Genomic DNA, 18827 nt, shown 5'->3' on the forward strand with positions numbered 1-18827 from the left:
AAAGTCTTTATAGTAATAAGATTCCCAGGCAAAGAAACTCACTTGGTCAACAAGTATATCTGAGTAACTTGATGTGAAATTAATAACATCAGGACTCCCATTATTATAATTCAACGTTACGGTGTCAGACCATACTTGCGCACTGTTATTATAACCTATAATTTGAACGATAGAGGGGTTCTCATCGTCGCCATAGTCTGTAGTCGCAAGCTGAACGCCCTCGAAATAAAAATCAGTATCGCGGGAGATAGACTGAGCATCGTAAGTTTGACGCCCAAAGGAGCGATTGCCGTTTGTGCCTACATAGCGATAATCGTTAGGGCCATATATACGCTCAACTCCAGCCAAATTATAGACCCTCCAACCCGTTACATCAAAGCCATGATAGGAATTTTCAACTCCAGCCGGCCCGTAAACTGGTTGCCCATATAGATCTTGATTCCAATTTGTACCATCTGCATCTTCAAAACCCAAAACATCCGCAAAAGCAAACCCTGCGCCAAATAATAATAAAGCAAAAACAGTAAACAACATAATTAATCTTTTCATATTTTACTCCTCTCTGTTGGTTTCAATATCCGAGGAGCCACTTTCAAAATGTTTCAGTTTGGTCAAGCTCAAGGCGTAAGAAAATTTCAACCACAGGAATACATTGAGAATTTCAAGGATTGAAATTTGAGCCCAACGCAGAGATCGGCCAAAATGGGGCGTTTTGAAACTGGCTCCGATAAATAATATTTATTTATTTACCATTCACAAAGAATACTAAATCACATAATCGCAGCAGGCGATTTAGCCTCACCTCCATTTCTTCTGATTAGTGCAGATAAGCTAAAGTCATAACTACTCGTATAGGTCAAAAATATACAGCAATCTGCAATATTCGTTCCATGCTTATATCTATATGATTTTATAGATATAACTGTTCAGCCAAATTATTTACAGGAAACAAAGTGTAAAGATATCCGACAGTTTTTATGGATTTGGAGACTTCCGGAAGAATGAAATATAGCTTAAATACGCTGCCACAAAGCATTTAAGACAAAATTTGAATATTGTAAAATATCCCGACAGTTTAAAGATAGGACTAAGAATGATATCCTCATCTAAAAGTCACTCCAGTGAACCGGGAATGTGATCTATAGCAGGTAACTGTATCCATAAAAGCTGGAACTAATTGATATAATAGGAATAATAATTAGTATTCTTCGAAATGGCCTTCGCTGAAATTAGGATAAACGATGTTTTTCAAAAATTATAGCCCAATAAGCGTAAAAATTCTTTATAGTTTCTCTTTATGCCAAAATTGTCATAATTACTTATATTTATAATTTTTTTTCTCACATCTCAAGAGACATTATAGCAAAACGTCGGATTTCTTTACAATCCACCCTGCTGCAAATATATGCCAAAAATACGGCTATAAAAAACCGGCTCGGAAGAATTCTCTTACCATCTCATCTTATTTCAGGAACTGGCCTCATCTCTTCCGGGCATTGCTGTAGAAAATACCTATCCGTCATTCCTGCTATAAAATCCCTGACTATTTCTTCATTCTTATAGTTGTCGATATAATCTTTAGACATGTCTTCCAGAAAGCTTGTAAAAATCACAGACTGCCTGTTTTTATTTTCTATATCGGAAAGATATTTTTCAAAAAGCATTCTAAATAGTGTTTTTATAAGATTAAAATGCTTTTTAATTACAGGATTAAGGTAAATGCGCTCCATGCTGAATGCTTTTAATCGCTTTAATGCTTCCGAAACATCAGGGCTGAAAGCAATACAAATATTCTGGAAGCTGTTATTAATTACATCTGTTACAAGGTTATATGTTATTGTACCATTAGTATCTCCAAGTATTTTGGCACTATCTTTTGGAAGGTCATCTCTTTTTATAATATTTAGCCTTATTGCATCTTCTATATCGCGGCCTATATAACTTATTGTATCCGCTATTCGAACCACACAACCTTCCAGAGTCATAGGGATCAGCTTTGTGTCAGGACTCTTTTTCTTAACTGCTATTTCCTGCTCATGCTTATCAAAATTTTTCTTCCTTTGAGGTGCAAGGCTTTGGTTATGAATTTCTCCGTCATGGCATAAAATCCCATCAAGTGTCTGAAGTGAAAGATTCCACCCCTTTCCCTTTCGTTCAACCTTGTCTAAAAACTGGACACTTTGAACATTATGCAAAAAATGATCGATTCCGCTTTCTTTGCAAAGTTCCGACAGAAATATTTCACCATCATGCCCAAAGGGAGTATGGCCGATATCATGACCAAGAGATATGGCTTCTATCAAATCTTCATTTAATCCTAAAAAGCGGCCTATAGTCCGCGCAACCTTGGACACCAGTTGAACATGAAGAACTCTGTGTGTTATATGGTCGTTTTTTATCAGATAAAAAACCTGAGTCTTGTCAATATATCGCGTGTAGGCAAGCGAATAAAGGATTCTGTCTATATCTATAGAAAAATCCTGCCTGTAACTAAGATCTCTTCCTTCTTCATATTCCCGGCGCAGGCACTTTGAACTTAAGACTGCAATAGGAGAAAGATATTCTTCTTCTCTTTTATTTAAAGCCATTTTTATTAAATCAAGGGTATCTTCCCCATGCATCGCCATTTTAAATCATCTTCTCCGTCTTGATTTGATTCTTTAATCGCTTAATATGTCCAAGCATAATATTATTTTGGAGGGCTTAACACAAAAACTGACGGGGATACCGGCTCATCAGCCCAGTACCTGCTAACATCGAGTTTAAAATAATCACCGGCTTTATTTACAATTATAAGCCTTGAAGGGATATGATATTCTTTCACAAATGTTACTCCATCAAAAAAAACCCTGTAAAGCAAATCTTTTGAATCAAGCATATCAATTTGCATAATATTATTATCATTATCGAAATATATTTTTTCGACTATATCATTTCCTCTGTTCCTTAAAACAAGAACAGTTCCTTTGTCCTCAATATATTCTGTTGATGCTGTAGCAAAATCGCAAACAGGCGCCCGCCCGGATAGAAGTAAAATAATGTCTTTTATTTTTACAGGAATAGAAATAAAGCGTTTAAGGTCAGCATTATCCGAGCGTTTCTTATGAAAAATCTTTTCAGCATAGGAAGCAAAATAAACGTATTTGCCGTCAGTTGCAATGCCTGCCATGGGTTGGCCCAAAACATTTCTGATCGCAATATAAATTTTACTGCCGTTTTCTGCAACCCATGCGATATCCGCCGAAACAACCTGCCCGTTTATTTTTGACAGGCCCATACGTCCTGTCCCTTTAAATGTTTTTATTTCACGGTTCTTTTCGTTAAGCACAAGAAAAAGGTCATATGCCTCGGAAGTAAAAACAGGGGCTCTGTCATAAGCAAAAATATTATTGTATACTTTATCTGAAAGACCGGCACATGAAAAAAATGAAAGGCTGGCAAATAACAGGAGAAAGCATAAAAAAAACCTCTTCATATTTTATAACTCTTTTCCTGAAATCTCCTGAATTTTCTTTATTAAAACTTCCCTGTCTTCTTTTTTGAACTTAAGCGAACGGCTGTATGTATCAAGGGCATTATTAATATCATTAATTTTCATGTAAGCATCTCCAAGATGTTCTAAAACAACCGAATCTTCAGGAACAAGGTCTACTGCTTTTTTCAGAACATCAACAGCCTTTAAATACTTTCCTTTCTTGAAATATACCCATCCCAGGCTATCGGTTATATACCCGTCTCCCGGCTTATGTTTCATCGCTTCTAAAATCAGCTGTTCTGCTTCATTAAGGTATTTTTCCATCTCGGCATAGGTATAACCAAGATAATTCAAGGCATCCGCATTTTGAGGATCAATTTTGATAACCTTTTTCATCTGTTCAATAGTTTTATCTTTTTTTCCCCATTTATCATAAATAACTCCAAGACGAAAATAAAAAACAGGGTCATTCGGATCCTTTTCTATAGCACTTAAAAGAGCTTTTTCGGCATTTTCATAGTCTTTAAGATCTTCATAAAACAAGCTAAGATAATATTGAAAATTAGGATTTCCCGGCTCTTTTGCAATAGCATCTTTAATAAAGGATAGAGCTTCTTTAATCATTCCTTTACTCTGATAAATAAGCGAAGTCTTGAAAACCATATCAAAATAAAATTTTGAGTCATTTTTCACTTTAAGAAATTGTTTAAGAGCAGCATCTTCATTGTTTATTGCCAAAAAGAAAAGCCCGCTAGTGTAATTCAAATCGGAATTATCAGGGGCACCTTTTTGGATATCTTCAAGAATTAATATAGCGTCATTATATCTACGCGTATTCAGATAGAACTGAATTAAATTAAGTATGACATCAAAATCGGCAAGGCTCTTTTCACCAAGATTGAACAAAATCTTTTCGGCTTCTTTTCGCATATTATTCTTTTTATAAAAGCACCCAAGATCAAGGGCCGCTCTTATGTTATGAGGATTATTTTCCAGCATTTCTTTTAAAACCTGAATCATTTTTTCATTTTCATTTTTTATCTTATATATATTTATAAGCTCATAGCGTGACTCATCCATATCCGGTTTTAGTTTTATCGCTTTATTAAAACTCTTTTCAGCTTCTATCAGGTTGCCACTTTCTACATAAATTTTGCCAAGGTAAAAATATCCAAGATAGTAATCAGGAAAATTCTTTACAAGCTTTTCAAAGAGCCCTTCTGCCTTAACAAAATCCTTTTTATCAAGGTAAATACTGCCAAGCAGCAAGTATATGTTTTTTTCATTGGGGTTTGTCTCTACTATCTTTTCATATATCTTTCTGGCATCATCTGTTTCATTAAGTGAATGCTTTATCTTCCCAAATAAAATGAGCGCGCCTATGTTTTCAGGTTCCTTTTTAAGTACATCTTCCACTATAAATAATGCTTTATCATTTTCTTTCTTCTGAAGATATAAATTGACAAGCTCACCTTTTAAAAAAAGCGATTCAGGATCAAGTTGAAGCGCTTGTTCCATGTATTCTGTAGCTTTTTTAAGATCTCCCTTTTTTTTTAATATCTGTGATTCCGTAAAATAAAAATATTTGTTTTCAGGAAAATCGCTTTCGTTTACGATTGTTGCTTTTGAAAAGGAATTTGTAATAGGAACAGAACATCCTGAAAAACAAATTAGGGAAAAAAGTATTATAATGGATTTTATAAAATCTTTGTTCATTAAAAATAATTCCTTGCTGCCGTTTCTAAACCACAAGCCTGCAGACGATTTAGTGCATAATGCCAAGTTGATTTTGTAATTTTTTATGTAAGGTATGAAACCAGATCCGGGAGTTCTTCTTTAATAAATTCTCTCATTTTGTTAATTATATTCTTCTCAAGCTGACGCACCCGCTCCCTTGAAATACCGTAACGATCTCCTATTTCCTGGAGGGTTGCAGGACTGTCTGAAAATATTCTAAGATCAAAAATTTCATTTTCTCTTTTCGTCATCAGCTTTCGCAATTCTTCTATTTTATTATATATCAGATGATCCATCTGCTTTTTGGCAACCTGATCTTCAGCAGAAACGGAATCATAACTGATGTGCTCAATTTTTTCAGAATCCGATTCATCTGATAAAGGAGCGTTAAGAGAAACATCCCATCCGTCAAGCCTTTGATCCATATCAACAATTTCCTTCTCGGTAACTCCTAACCTTTCGGATAAAAGCTTGGGCTTTGGATCAAAACCCTGATCAATAAGATCTTGTTTCTCCTTTTTGAGTTTAAAAAACAATTTTCTCTGGCCCTGGGTAGTGCCGATTTTCACCAGCCGCCAGTTGTCCATTATAAATTTTAAAATATACGCTTTAATCCAAAAAGAAGCATAATATGAAAATTTAACATTTTTATAAGGATCAAATTTTTTTACTGCCTGCATTAGCCCAATGTTTCCTTCCTGAATAAGGTCTAAAAGATTTTGCATCCATACCCTTTGAAATTCAAGAGCTATTTTTACAACAAGCCTAAGATTTGAAGTGACAATCTCATATGCCGCCTCCTTATCATCATGATCAAAAACTTTTACGGCAAGATCGTACTCTCTTTCTCTCGACAGCAGATTATGCCTGCTTACCTCCATCATATAACGCTGCAAAGGATCATATTTTATTATATCCTTTTTTGCATCCCCTTCTTTTTTTTTCTTTTCATTTGTCATATATAAAAACACCTTATAGAATAATAAGATTTGCGGTCAGTTCATCTGCAACCTATGTTATGATATAACTAATTTAAAGTCTATCCACGTTTGGTACTTATATTATTTTTTTATGGACATATAAATATTGGTGTGATAACAATACTGCCCAATCCAAGCGCCTGTAGCTCAGCTGGATAGAGCAACGGACTTCTAATCCGTAGGTCACAGGTTCGAATCCTGTCAGGCGCGCCATCTTTGATATTTATATTCATACCTACATGCTTTTTTAAATATATTATCATGATTTAATATTTATGCAATCTGCAATTAGTGTGATCAATACATAGATCTAATAGTAAATTATAAAGAAAACCTCATATTTATTAAAATATACCTTTAAATAATATGGAGTTCCAACATGGCCTTTTCATATGAAGCAGGTAATGAATCCATAACCACCATTTCGGAAATCAATAAACTTTCTCATGATAAAAAACTTAATAAACTATTAACATCGGTTCTATCCGAGGTTAAAAATTATGCCGAAGCTCAAATTGCGCATATCAAACAGGACGCAAAGATCGGTCTTGCTTTATCAAGCGAAAAAAACATTGATAAACTCCTTGAGGTGATAGTTACGGATGCGAGGAAGATGTCAAATGCCGATGCCGGAACTCTTTATATCATTGATAAAGAAAACAAAAATCTTTGTTTTAAAATCCTGCAAAATGATACGCTAAATGTCAGGATGGGAGGAACAAGCGGTGTTAATATTGATCTTCCGAACGTGCCTCTTTTTACGGACGGCAAACAAAATTATGCAAACGTATCTTCATATGTTGCAATAACCGGTGAAATTGTTAATATATCTGATGTGTATGAAGCGCAAGGCTTTGATTTTACCGGACCTATGAAATATGATGCATCTACCGGCTATCGCTCAAAATCCATGCTTGTTATACCCTTAAGAAACCATGAAAATGATATAATTGGTGTTTTGCAACTTTTAAACTCTCAAGACCCGGTAACAGGAGAAGTAATAGCATTTCCGGCTGAATATATTGATGAAACGGCATCTCTTGCATCCCAGGCCGCTGTTGCCCTTACAAATACGCAACTTATTCAGGACTTAAAAGATCTTTTTTATTCTTTCATAAAAACCATTGCAACCGCAATAGATGAAAAATCTCCTTATACTTGGGGGCATATAAACCGCGTTGTAAATTTATCCATGATGATAGCAGAAGGCATTAATAAATCAAAGAAAAAAAGATTCGTTAATACTAAACTTGATGAAAACGAATTAGAAGAAATCCGAATAGCTGCCTGGATGCATGATGTTGGTAAAATCACTACGCCTGAATATATCATTGACAAAAGCACTAAACTTCAAACTGTTTTTGATCGCATAAATCTTTTGGAAACAAGGTTCAATCTTATAACCAGAACACTTGAAAATGAATACCTTAAAATTAAGATCAAACATCTAAAAACCAATAAAAATGAAAAAAAGTTTGCTATGCTTGATTCCGAACTTGAGGAAAAGCTGAAAGTTATAGAAAACGATTTTGAATTAATCAAATCATCAAATATCCCAGGCGAGCTTTTATCAGAAGATGTTGTTATCAAGTTAAAGGAAATTGCCGGCAAAACTTATCTGCTTAATAATAAAAAACAGCCATATATTTCCGAGGAAGAGCTGGAAAATCTGATTGTAAGAAAAGGTTCCATTACTGCAAAAGAACGCAAAATTATTGAAAATCATGCTGCGGTTACATATAAAATCTTAAGCCAGCTGCCTTTTCCGAGAAAACTTGTAAGAGTTCCGGAGTATGCCTCAGGACATCATGAAAAACTTGATGGTTCAGGTTACCCCAGAGCTCTTACAGAAGAAGATCTGCCTTTGCAATCACGAATCATAGCTATTGCAGATATCTTTGAAGCCTTAACAGCTAAGGACCGGCCATATAAAAAACCTATGGATTTAAAACAGGCACTCAAAATAATGAGCAACATGAAAAAAAACAATATTATTGATGCTGATATTTATGATCTTTTTATTGAAAAAAAATTATATGAAAAATTCTTTCTTAATGAAGCTAAAACGAGTCCTGATAGCAGAATCTATTAAACATTTCGATAAAATTTCCGATAAAAGCTTTATAACACAGATACTATGCCAGGAAATTTGCTGCTTAAAGGAGTAAAATCAATGGGAACAGACAATATATTTTTTTTGGAAAATCTTGAATGGTTTGATGAAACAGGCAAAGAACTTGTCCATCGTATTCCTGAATCAGGTTCAGGAGAAATTAAATTCGGAGCACAGCTTACAGTAAGGCAGAGCCAGGCCGGAGTATTCTTTTACAAAGGCAAAGCAATCGATGCCTTTGGCCCGGGACGCCATACTCTAAAAACCGCCAATATACCCGTACTTACAAAACTGGCAAGTATTCCATGGGCTATGTCCAGCCCACTTAGAGCTGAGGTATATTTCGTAAACCTCAAAGTCTTCACAAACTTAAAATGGGGCACAAGGGACCCTGTTGCATTTAAGGATTCACAGTTAGGACTTGTAAGGCTAAGAGCTTTTGGAGTATTCAGCATACAGGTATTGCAACCTGTTCTTTTTATAAACAGCATGGTCGGAACACAGGGCATCTTTACTACCTCTGAAACAGAAGATTATTTAAACAGTGTAATTGTTTCAAGGTTCAATGACTACATGGGCGAAACCCTTGATTCAATATTAAACCTGCCGGCCAGATATAATGACATTGCAGATGGCCTTGCAAAAAGGCTTAAAGACGATTTTGGCCGCTTTGGCCTTGGCCTTGCCAATATTTATATCAATTCAATTACTCCTCCTCCTGAAGTGCAGAAGGCAATAGATGACAAAAGCCGTATGGGACTGTTTGATGATATGAATAAGCTTATGCAGATGAAAGCCGCAATGTCTATTGAGAAGGCGGCGGAAGCTGATGGAGCATCAACAGGCATGGGAGCTGGTTTAGGTATTATGATGCCTGCAATGTTTGCAAAGTACTTCTCACCAAACGGGCAACCGTCAGGCAAAGATAGCTTGCAAGAAGCAATAAACTGCGTAGAATGCAGCCATCCGATAGGTTCAGATGCAAAGTTCTGCCCATACTGCGGGCATCAACAGCTTATTATTATCCGGTGTAAAAAGTGCGGCAAGAACCTTACCACTAATTCAAATTTCTGCCCCCGCTGCGGACAACCTGCAGAAGAAAAAGAAAAACCAAGTTCGTGTAAAAAATGCGGCGGCAAAAATCTTACGAATTCAGTTTTTTGTAATTTGTGTGGTGAAAAGCTTTAATATCAGCATAGAGCACTACTGCCCACAGTGCGGAGCACCAGCCCTCCTGGAAGAAACGGACAGGCTTATCTCCTGCCCGTACTGCCGTGTCAGCTCCTTTCTTATGGAAGATATCTGTTTTAGGTATATACTACAGCACACCAGGCCCAATACCAATTCCTATATATATTTTCCATACTGGAGATTTAAAGGCACTCTTTCTTCATGCTATCTGAATAAAACCGATTACAGGTTTGTAGATATAAGCCTTCAGGGAATAAAATCTCCTGCATTTCCGATATCCCTTGGATTCCGTTCTCAGACACTTAAGCTTAAATTTGCACTTCCTGAACGTGAGGCAATATTTATAAAACCCGAACTTTCTGTAGATGATATATCTCAAATAGCAGAAAAACGATTCTATCCAAAAGGGGCAAACAAACCTGCCATTCAATCTTTTATAGGTGAAACAACAAGTATTATCTATTCGCCATATTATTTGAAGGATAATATGCTCTTTGATGGCATACTCAACAAACCTATATGTAAAACTCTTCCAAGAGATTTTGATATCGATCTTTCAGCAACAGAAAAACCCGATTGGACAATCGATTTCGTACCTGCAATATGTCCGGAATGCGGATGGAATTTATCGGGTGAAAAAGATTCGCTTGTTCTTTTATGCAAAAACTGTAATTCGGCTTGGCAACCCAGCCGCAAAAAACTTGAAAAAATCAATTTCGGCTGTTTGTCATGTGCAAAAGATGATTTATTCTTTCTACCATTCTGGCAAATCAGAGCTAACCTATCGGAAATAGATCTTGATTCATATGCCGATCTTGTAAAAACGGCAAATCTTCCGAAAATTATTCAAAAAAGCTGGGAAAAATTGGCTTTAAAGTTCTGGATTCCTGCATTCAAACTTCGTGCAAAGCATTTTATACGTCTTGCAACACAGTTTACACTTGTACAGCCATTCGATAAAATAATAAAAAAGGTGCCGGATGCCGACATGCATCCTGTTACCCTGCCGGTTACAGAAGCAATAGAAAGTATTAAAACCGTATTAAGCAATTTTGTTAAACCAAAAAAAGAGTATTTCCCCTTGCTCCCGGATATAAAAATAACTTCGGAAAGTTATTACCTTTTATATATCCCTTTCAAAAAAAGCTGCTTTGATTTCATTCAGCCGAAATACAATATTTCATTAAATGAAGCCATTCTTAAAACCTCCTGCAGTCTCTGATTTGCAAATTTATTAGCGGCTTATTTTGTGCTGAGTTTGTTCTTTTTACCATAACTGATTCCAAGTTTATCCATCCTGAATCTTAATGTGCTTGGATGTAAATTAAGAAGTTTTGCGGCACCGCCTTCCCCATTAATTCTTCCGTTGGTTTCTTCAAGCACCGAGAGGATATGTCGGGCATCAACCTCATCTAAGGTTAGAGTTCTGCCGTCTGATTTTGAAAGAAACGGTTTTTCTTCAACATGGGAAAGCATTAAATGTTCAAAACTTAACTGCCCTCCTCTATATTGGATTAGTTCCCTTTCTACCATATTTTCGAGTTCACGAACATTTCCCCTCCATGGATATTCAATCAGCCGGTCTATTGCCCCGGATTTAATAGGTGGTATACTGCGAAAATTAAGTTCTTTTGATTTGCGCTTTACAAAGTGCTCAACCAGCGCGGCAATATCTGATTTCCTCTGTCTTAGCGGAGGAATTATAATAGGAAAAACGCTCAACCTGTACCAAAGGTCTTCACGGAATGTATTTTTTGCAACCATTTCTTCAAGATTACAATGCGTTGCTACAATTATTCTGGTATCTATCGTTATTGTTTTTGTCCCGCCCACACGCTCAAGTTCCTTTTGCTGAATAACCCGCAATAGTCTGCTTTGTGCCTGTAATGGTAAATCTCCGATCTCATCAAGAAAAATTGTTCCTCCTTGGGCTCTTTCAAATCGCCCTCTTTTTTGAGCAACAGCACCTGTAAAGGCTCCTCTTTCATGCCCGAACAATTCGCTGTCAATAAGGCCTTCCGGGATACCACCACAGTTGACCTTTATAAATGTTCCATCTTTACGTTGTGAAGTATAATGAATAGCGTTTGCAATTACTTCTTTACCAACTCCGGTTTCCCCTAAAAGCATTACCGGATTGTCCCATGGCGCTACCTGATGAACCATATCCATAACATTTTTTAACCCGGATTCAGCACCTATAATTTCTTCTCCGGCAAGTTGACGCAGTTCCTGGACAAGGTATTTGTTATCATCTTCTTTCAGTTTGAGTAAATCATCATATCTTAGAGCATTGGACATGGCTATGGCAAACGGGTCATGTAACATGGTAACCAAATGGGCATGTGAATCTGAAAACCTGTCTTTTCCTGCCGCTCTCATCACCAGAATACTTATTTTATCGCTGTATGTAGTCAAAGAAAAAACCAATGAGGATGAATCGGAGTAGCCGAGAACATTTAACAAATTAAGCGCAAGAGGATTAAGCTCCATTCTGTTAATAATAGTAACTTTTTTTGGAGTAAAATCATGGGATTCAAGTTCCTTTCTTACAATCCAGGGAAGATGTATGGTCTTATCCATTTTTCTTGCACCTGAAGAATCCGCAATTGCTACTGCTCTTAATGTCCCGATATCTTTATCCATCAAAACCAGCCACATTTCATCTATAGGAATATAATCTTTTAAATACTCAAAACAATGCAGTAATGCATAATCTATCTCAAGGCTACCGCAAATCCTTATGGTAGCCTGATGGAAGAAATCTTTTTCATTGATATCCATTTTAATATCTCTTTTTTCATATACTTAATTAGCCACTTTTACTTCTTTTATCCTATTTCTTGTGAATCTGTAGTTATCCGATTTTGCTCTTTCGTAATCTGTTTTAAAACACCTGATTTTTCAAGCTGTTGCGCTATAACATCCAATTTTATTTCAAACATGGCCGGAACAAGTTGAGCATTGGCTTGTTCAACTCTTCCTGTAGAGCAAGATACCATTGTTGCTCCAAAATTAGAAAAAAATTCTTTAACTTCCTTTGCTGCCATATTATAGACAACTAAATATTTTTCCTTTTGTTTTACTTTTGTAAGATACCATGCGCTTCTTATCAATTGTGTGTATGCAATGCTGACATTGGTCATGAACGCCGAATAAAAGAAAAACACTCCTTCCTGAAGGTCTGTTATATCACTTATCTTATCCACCGTTAGATAATCCTTCCACCTTTTTTCTTTTTTGAGTTGATTATATACTTTAAAGCTCATGGGCAAACAGACAAGATGGCCCACATAATGGCCCCAACAGTCAAAAGCAATATAATTCAGATCACCAAGAATTTTATTGGCTTTTTTAAGCACCTCTTTTGAAAGCAGCCTCTCAGTGCCATAGATATCACCATGAGATTTAAGGATTAAGTTGATATGTTTGTCCTTTGAGATGTATTCATATCTTTCAATATTGCTAAGGTTTGATTGTTCGCTTAACTTCAATAAATTCTCAATATTAAAATTTGAGATTTCGATTGATGAATAAGCAAAGCGTCTTTCTCTTAACGAATACCAGATTGGCTGGTCCGCATTAAGGGCCAGACAAACCTGCATCGGAATGCCGGTTGCTTCCGATAAGTCGTGAAGATTGTTCATATGAGCCCGGCGTTGGTTTGATTCCCATCTTTGCAATTCCCGGGTGCTGATATCAATCGTTTTCGCCAGAGTTTCCTGGTTTATTCCGTGCCTTTGGCGATAATCTTTGATAAGTGAACCAAGCGATTTATAAAATTTGAAATTACCATTTTCCAGGTTATTAAATCGTTCATGCAATCCTGTGGTTTTTGAGTGCTTAACCTTTTGGGAATGAGCCGGACACAAAGCATAGGAGCGCCAGATACGACTTACAGTACTTTGTGTTAAACCGCATTCTGTTGCGATAAAACGTGTGCTGAGGCATGGGGCTTGTGCTTCGATTAACTTATTTGTTTTGGCAATCACTTCTTTTATATCTTCATCGGTGATTTTTCGTGGAGCTCCTGTACGGGGTTTGTCTGTCAGACCATCCAAACGTAATTTAATAAACCTTGACCGCCATTTTCCGACAGTTGATTGAGAAATATGAAAAACTTTTGCTATATTAATATTTTCCTTACCTTCGGAACAGGCAAGTATCAGACGTGCTCTGAAAGCTAATTTTGGCATCGTCCTTTTACAGGCCCATTCCTCCAGAACTTTTTTTTCCTCCGGGCTCAGATCGATGGTGGCAAGTGGGCGTCCCGCTGGCATAAATTTTTCCTTAAACCTAAAGTTATCAAACTACAAACGGTTTCAATTAAAATTAACAGGATATAAATAATTATGCAATAAATTTATGACTCAAACAGACATTTTTTGTCGTGGGAATAAAGGGTTAGATGTGCTAATAATATATTTAATAGAATCGAAAGCATTAGTAATATATAGTCCTAAAACCATATTATCATTTAAGGAGGAAAAAATGGCTGTTAAATTAGGAAAAATGAAAGGTGCGGGGCCCTATTACGGAAAAACACTGGATGAGTTGAATGCCAGTATAGGTTGGAGCCCTGAAGAGGAAAGAGAGATTGAGCGTTATTGCGAAAAGATTCATAAAAACATCTCGGAAGAAGAAATGACACCGATGGAACGCTTCAAGGCGACGATGGAAGGCAAGGAGAGAGATCGTCTGCTTGTTGAAACGTTTTTTCATCCTTCCTATGCCATGCGTACTTTAGACGGATTTGCCGATGCAGTCAAATCCATTGATGCTTACTATTATCCCAAGTTGCTGGTTAAATCCCACTTAGCGACCACAGCCCGCTATAAGATGGAAAGAATGTTTCTCGGACCTATTTCTTATGGCGAAGAATTGTTCGGTACCGATTCGATGTTTATTGAAAACGGCAATCCTGTTCATGAAGGAGATTTGGCTATAAAGACAATAGAAGATCTTGAGGGACTTGAAGCGCCTGATCCGACCAAGCATGGTATGTTTGCCCAATATCTCTGGTTTTGCCAGGAAGTTAGAAGGATATTTGACAAATATGACTTAAGCAACAAAATGCCGATTGAAGGATCATTTTGTGAAGGACCGGACGGTTATGCCTGCTGTCATATGATGGGTTACAATCAATATTTAAAGTATCTTCGCAAGAATCCGGAATTCTGCAAGAAAGCAGCAAACCTGGCCTCCGACTGGCTGATAAAACTGGGTACGGCTGTCACCAATTTAGGAAAGGTAGATTACAGCTATATGTGTTCGGTTGTCGGAATGTATCCCATAAAGGGTACAGAGTGGATTGCCGGTGAGTACGCAAGAATCGGCAAGGCAGTAAAAGCTGCGGTAAAAAAGCCTATCGTACATGCCTGGGCTTTCAATGGGGCAATCGATTGGCTGGATGAATTACTTAAAGCAGGAGCTTTGGGAGAAGACAGCTTTGATGGGGTTATGTGCACAGGAGATATTACCGATTACAATATTGCAAATGATTTTCTGCAAAAAAATAACTTGTATGGATGCTATGCTCCATCAGACAAACTCCTGGTCAGCGGGCCTATGTCCAAAATAGAAGAAGAAATAAAAGGAAGATGTGATGCCGCCAAAAAAATACATAACAACAGATGTACGATAGGTTTGGGTGCTATTGATTATTATACAACCCCTGAGCATTTAGATGCCAGTATAGCGGCAGCTATGAAATATGCTAAGATATAAAAATCATCAAAAAGAAAGGTGAACATTATGTCAAATAAAGCAGAAATGTTGGTAAAGATGAAAGAAGCAGTTATTGATCTTGATGACGACTTATTGTTTGAGTTGATTGACGAGGGGCTTAAAATGGAGATTAGCCCTCTTGATATGATCATAGAAGGTATGAATCCAGGTTTAAACATTATAGGCGAGGGATTTGATACAGGCAAGCGGTTCATGAGCGACCTTATAATTGCCGGTGACATGTTAAATGATGCTACCGACAAGCTGCGTCCTCTTATTGAGGCCGGCGGAAAGCCCATGGGTGAAACGATGATAATAGGAACGGTTGAAGGAGATGTGCATTTTATCGGAAAGCGCATAGTGGGAGCCGTATTTACTGCTAATGGATATAATGTAGTTGATATCGGTGAGAATAAATCTGCAAAGGAATTTGCAGAAGCCGCAAAAAAACATAATGCAACTGTAGTAGGCGCTTCTGCTATTTTATCTCCTGTCAAGGCTTATTGCGGAAATGTAAATAAAGCACTTGTTGATGAAGGTGTTCGGGATAATTTGATTTACATTGTTGGCGGCTGGGCATTTACGGATGAGCAGGCCGAAGAATACGGAGCCGATGCTGCAGCCATCAGCGCTATTGAAGCCATTAAAAAAGTTAAAATGCTAAAGTCAGGCGAGACGAGCATGCTTAAAGACAGATAGTTATTGTCTGTCGAAAAGCGAATATCGAATAAAGAACAAGCAATAATGAATACTGAAGGAAGTTAACAACCCCCTAACCCCCTTTTCTAAGGGGGAATATTTGAGCTGGTTTAACCTTATTAAATGCAGAATATCTGAGGTTTGTAACCAGCACCAAATGATAAAGTAAGGCGGTAAAATTCCCCCTTAAAAAAGGGGGATAAAGGGGGTTGTTTAAAATCCGCCAAATACTTCATAATTCGAAATTCCTTGTTCGGTATTCGATATTCTTTTTTTCATTAAGTATACATGAAGAGGTATTGATATATGGAAAACTTATGGGGTTATGAACTCGTATTTCCGGAAGATATTGTTCCAATGGCATAGGCAACAAATTATAAACAGAAGAGCCACTTTCAACGGGAGAAAATTTATCTATGGAAGTGATTAATAATTTACCTGATGATCATGAGGATGCCAGGGATATACCACCGGTTGGCGTACCTGCAAAGTGGGATTACGAAGCTGATATCGTATGTATAGGCGGAGGCGGAGCCGGACTTTGTGCTGCAACTAAAGCATTGGAAAATGGCGCAACAGTAATAATTCTGGAAAAACAGCCTGAGACCGGTGGGCACAGCCAACATGCAGGTGCAGCCGCAACTTTTTTTACAAAGGCAGCAAAACGAAAAGGATTAAAATCCAACAGAGCAGCAGCATTTAAACACGCCTATGCGGTACAAAGTAATGCAACCATAGATCCTCGCCTGCTTGCTACACTTATAGATCGTGCGCATGAGATTTATGACTGGTCTGAAACACAAAGCTGGGGAAAGCGATGGGATGCTTTTACTTTGGGATTTCTTCCCGACCAGGGTGTTGCCAGAATGATAGTAAAAGGCGCTTTAAAAAAAGGCCCTTTTACTTCCGGTACGGAACTAACCGCACAGATGTATCCATGGTTGCAATGGCTGGAAAAGCACGTAACTGAAAAGGGCGCAAAGATTTTTATAAACACAAAAGCATTGGCTCTTGTTAAAGAGGGTGAAAGGATTGTCGGAGTCAAGGCGGAAAGTTTAAACGGTAAGATATTATATGCAAAAGCAACCAGAGCTGTAATACTTGCAGGTGCCAGCTTTACCAACAACCGGGAAATGCTAAAAAAATATTGCCCCGATGCCTATAAAAAAGCTTTCGGCACTTTTCTGCCACCTACAGATACTGGTGAAGTTGCACGAATGGCATTTGGTGCAGGGGCTGACATAGCAGGAATAAACTCCTGGGCGGCTTTTGCAGGCGGAATACCTTTTTTTGATACAAGCTATACAGGCAAATCTGAACCCGGACCATGGTTTCAGTATTTGCGTCAGGGATGGCTGCAATTGGCTCGCGGAGGAGGATGGCTTGAAATAAACACTGCCTGTGAAGAATATATACCCGACACGGCGCGTCTGGACTATGAGATGCATCCCAAAGCAAGCGCTACCCAGCCCAGATCTACAGCTTATGTAATTTTTGATGCCAACTACCCAAAAACCGTCTGGGAAACTTTACCGCCTCCCATGCTTGACGACCGCCCGATGACTTTAGATGATCCTGATTTTCCCTGGTTTGATAAGTTTAAAGATTTTGCACCGAAAAACTGGCTTGATTCGGTAAAGAAGGCAATCGAATATGGTGGGATAAAATATGCGGACACTGTGCAAGGTCTTGCCAAGGAACTGGGGTTAGATGCGCTTAAGCTGACGGCTGCGGTAAAGGCCTGGAATGCAAAATCAGCGGCAGGTAAACCTGACGAATTTGGGCGTCTTCCTCAGAACATGAAACCCATAATAAAGGCTCCATTTTATGGGATTAAAACCGGCGCTATCATTGCCGGTGTTTACTGTGGGCCGCGGGTAAATCACCAGTTTCAGGTTCTGGATAAAGAACAAAATCCTATTCCGGGACTTTATGCCGCAGGACTTACTGCCGGTGGTACCAGTGGAGAAGGTGTGGTTGCTGCATCACCTCTTTCGAGCGTGGGCTTAGCATTTAGCACCGGATGGATAGCCGGTGCTAATGCCACAACAGATAGTCCTTCATATATCCCTTCAGGTATGGAAATTGAGCCTGCGATCAGAATACAACGCCTCGCAAATAAATTAAATAAACATTTCCCCAAGTTTGGTGCTTTTTTGCTTAAAACCGGTTATACTCTAATTCAGTTAATTAAAAAATGACATATTATATGCCCAACGCTAAATTCCTGCCAAGCTATCCTCAATATATTGAAGATAGCTGTATTTATTCTCAATATATTGAGGATAAATACAGCATTATATCATAACATGCTGATATATTAGATATCATAACAATGGCCTGATATATGCATTATTTTATATAATTTATTAAATACATGATCCAGGTCGACGGTTAATTTATCAACAATTAACTTTAATTAAGAAATAGAAAGGATATCTGTTATGAAACAAGTAATTGAGTTAAAGGTAAATGGCGAATCTTACGAAACTGCCATAGATCCTCACAGGACTTTACTTGAAGTCTTGAGAGACAATCTTGGCCTTACCGGATCAAAAGAAGGCTGCGATCTTGGCGCATGTGGCGCATGTACTGTCATCGTAGATGGAAAGGCGGTTCTTGGCTGCCTTACCCTTGCTATGGATGCCCAGGGAAAAGAAATCACCACCATCGAAGGACTGGCAAAGGAAGGAAAGCTTACTTTGTTGCAGCAAAACTTTGTGGATTATGGAGCGATTCAATGTGGTTACTGTACTCCCGGAATGATTATGTCCTCCAAGGCCCTGCTTGATGAAAACCCAAAACCCACTGAAGCTGAAATCAAAAAAGGCATTTCAGGTAATCTATGCCGCTGCACCGGATATACTAAAATCGTAGAGGCAATTGCGGTCACAGCTAAATAAAT

14 protein-coding genes and 1 tRNA gene are annotated in these 18827 nt (G+C 37.8%); 8 read left to right on the top strand and 7 right to left on the bottom strand.

Features of this window, described 5'->3' with window-relative positions; translation table 11 throughout:
- From KKC46_22150 to KKC46_22170, 5 genes are all read right to left on the bottom strand, one after another.
- On the bottom strand, positions 1-549 hold a 549-nt coding region (locus KKC46_22150), incomplete at its 3' end, for a hypothetical protein (GenBank protein ID MBU1056506.1).
- A gap of 908 nt (positions 550-1457) precedes the next feature.
- Positions 1458-2621, bottom strand: a complete 1164-nt coding sequence (locus tag KKC46_22155; protein ID MBU1056507.1) for an HD domain-containing protein — start codon at positions 2619-2621, stop codon at positions 1458-1460.
- A gap of 68 nt (positions 2622-2689) precedes the next feature.
- Positions 2690-3475 carry a hypothetical protein gene (locus tag KKC46_22160; GenBank protein ID MBU1056508.1) on the bottom strand — a complete coding sequence of 262 codons (786 nt, stop codon included), beginning with the start codon at positions 3473-3475 and terminating at the stop codon, positions 2690-2692.
- A gap of 3 nt (positions 3476-3478) precedes the next feature.
- Positions 3479-5191: a tetratricopeptide repeat protein gene (locus KKC46_22165; protein ID MBU1056509.1), complete on the bottom strand. Its 1713-nt coding sequence runs from the start codon at positions 5189-5191 to the stop codon at positions 3479-3481.
- 83 nt (positions 5192-5274) lie between these two features.
- On the bottom strand, positions 5275-6171 hold the full coding sequence (locus KKC46_22170; protein ID MBU1056510.1) for an RNA polymerase factor sigma-32: 897 nt from the start codon (positions 6169-6171) through the stop codon (positions 5275-5277).
- Between the two features lie 157 nt (positions 6172-6328).
- Between KKC46_22170 and KKC46_22175 the strand changes: the two genes are divergently transcribed.
- The 4 genes from KKC46_22175 to KKC46_22190 all read left to right on the top strand — a co-directional run bounded on the left by KKC46_22175 (position 6329) and on the right by KKC46_22190 (position 10718).
- Positions 6329-6405, top strand: a tRNA-Arg gene (locus KKC46_22175).
- Positions 6406-6571: 166 nt separating this feature from the next.
- A complete protein-coding gene (locus KKC46_22180; GenBank protein ID MBU1056511.1) occupies positions 6572-8284 on the top strand; it encodes an HD domain-containing protein in 1713 nt (570 codons plus the stop codon).
- A gap of 81 nt (positions 8285-8365) precedes the next feature.
- Positions 8366-9493, top strand: coding sequence for an SPFH domain-containing protein (locus tag KKC46_22185; protein ID MBU1056512.1), 1128 nt, complete (start codon positions 8366-8368; stop codon positions 9491-9493).
- Positions 9480-10718, top strand: a complete 1239-nt coding sequence (locus tag KKC46_22190; GenBank protein ID MBU1056513.1) for a hypothetical protein — start codon at positions 9480-9482, stop codon at positions 10716-10718. Before KKC46_22185 ends, KKC46_22190 begins: the two co-directional genes overlap by 14 nt.
- 20 nt (positions 10719-10738) lie before the next feature.
- On the opposite strand, the gene KKC46_22195 is transcribed toward KKC46_22190, so the two are convergent.
- Together KKC46_22195 and KKC46_22200 are read right to left on the bottom strand one after the other, a co-directional pair.
- Positions 10739-12280 (bottom strand): sigma 54-interacting transcriptional regulator, encoded by a 1542-nt coding sequence (locus KKC46_22195; protein MBU1056514.1) that lies wholly within the window; start codon positions 12278-12280, stop codon positions 10739-10741.
- Positions 12281-12327: 47 nt separating this feature from the next.
- On the bottom strand, positions 12328-13776 hold the full coding sequence (locus KKC46_22200; protein MBU1056515.1) for a helix-turn-helix domain-containing protein: 1449 nt from the start codon (positions 13774-13776) through the stop codon (positions 12328-12330).
- 211 nt (positions 13777-13987) lie between these two features.
- Between KKC46_22200 and KKC46_22205 the strand changes: the two genes are divergently transcribed.
- The 4 genes from KKC46_22205 (at position 13988) to KKC46_22220 (ending at position 18825) form a co-directional block, all read left to right on the top strand.
- Complete coding sequence (locus tag KKC46_22205) at positions 13988-15223, top strand: hypothetical protein (protein ID MBU1056516.1); 1236 nt, start codon at positions 13988-13990, stop codon at positions 15221-15223.
- Between the two features lie 27 nt (positions 15224-15250).
- Positions 15251-15922 (top strand): cobalamin-dependent protein, encoded by a 672-nt coding sequence (locus tag KKC46_22210; GenBank protein MBU1056517.1) that lies wholly within the window; start codon positions 15251-15253, stop codon positions 15920-15922.
- Between the two features lie 416 nt (positions 15923-16338).
- Positions 16339-18123 (top strand): FAD-dependent oxidoreductase, encoded by a 1785-nt coding sequence (locus KKC46_22215; protein ID MBU1056518.1) that lies wholly within the window; start codon positions 16339-16341, stop codon positions 18121-18123.
- Between the two features lie 243 nt (positions 18124-18366).
- The gene (locus KKC46_22220; protein MBU1056519.1) at positions 18367-18825 is read left to right on the top strand and encodes a (2Fe-2S)-binding protein; all 459 of its coding nucleotides are present in this window, start codon (positions 18367-18369) and stop codon (positions 18823-18825) included.
- Positions 18826-18827 lie beyond the last annotated feature (2 nt).

This window comes from Pseudomonadota bacterium, from assembly GCA_018817425.1.
Lineage (GTDB): Bacteria > Desulfobacterota > Desulfobacteria > Desulfobacterales > RPRI01 > RPRI01.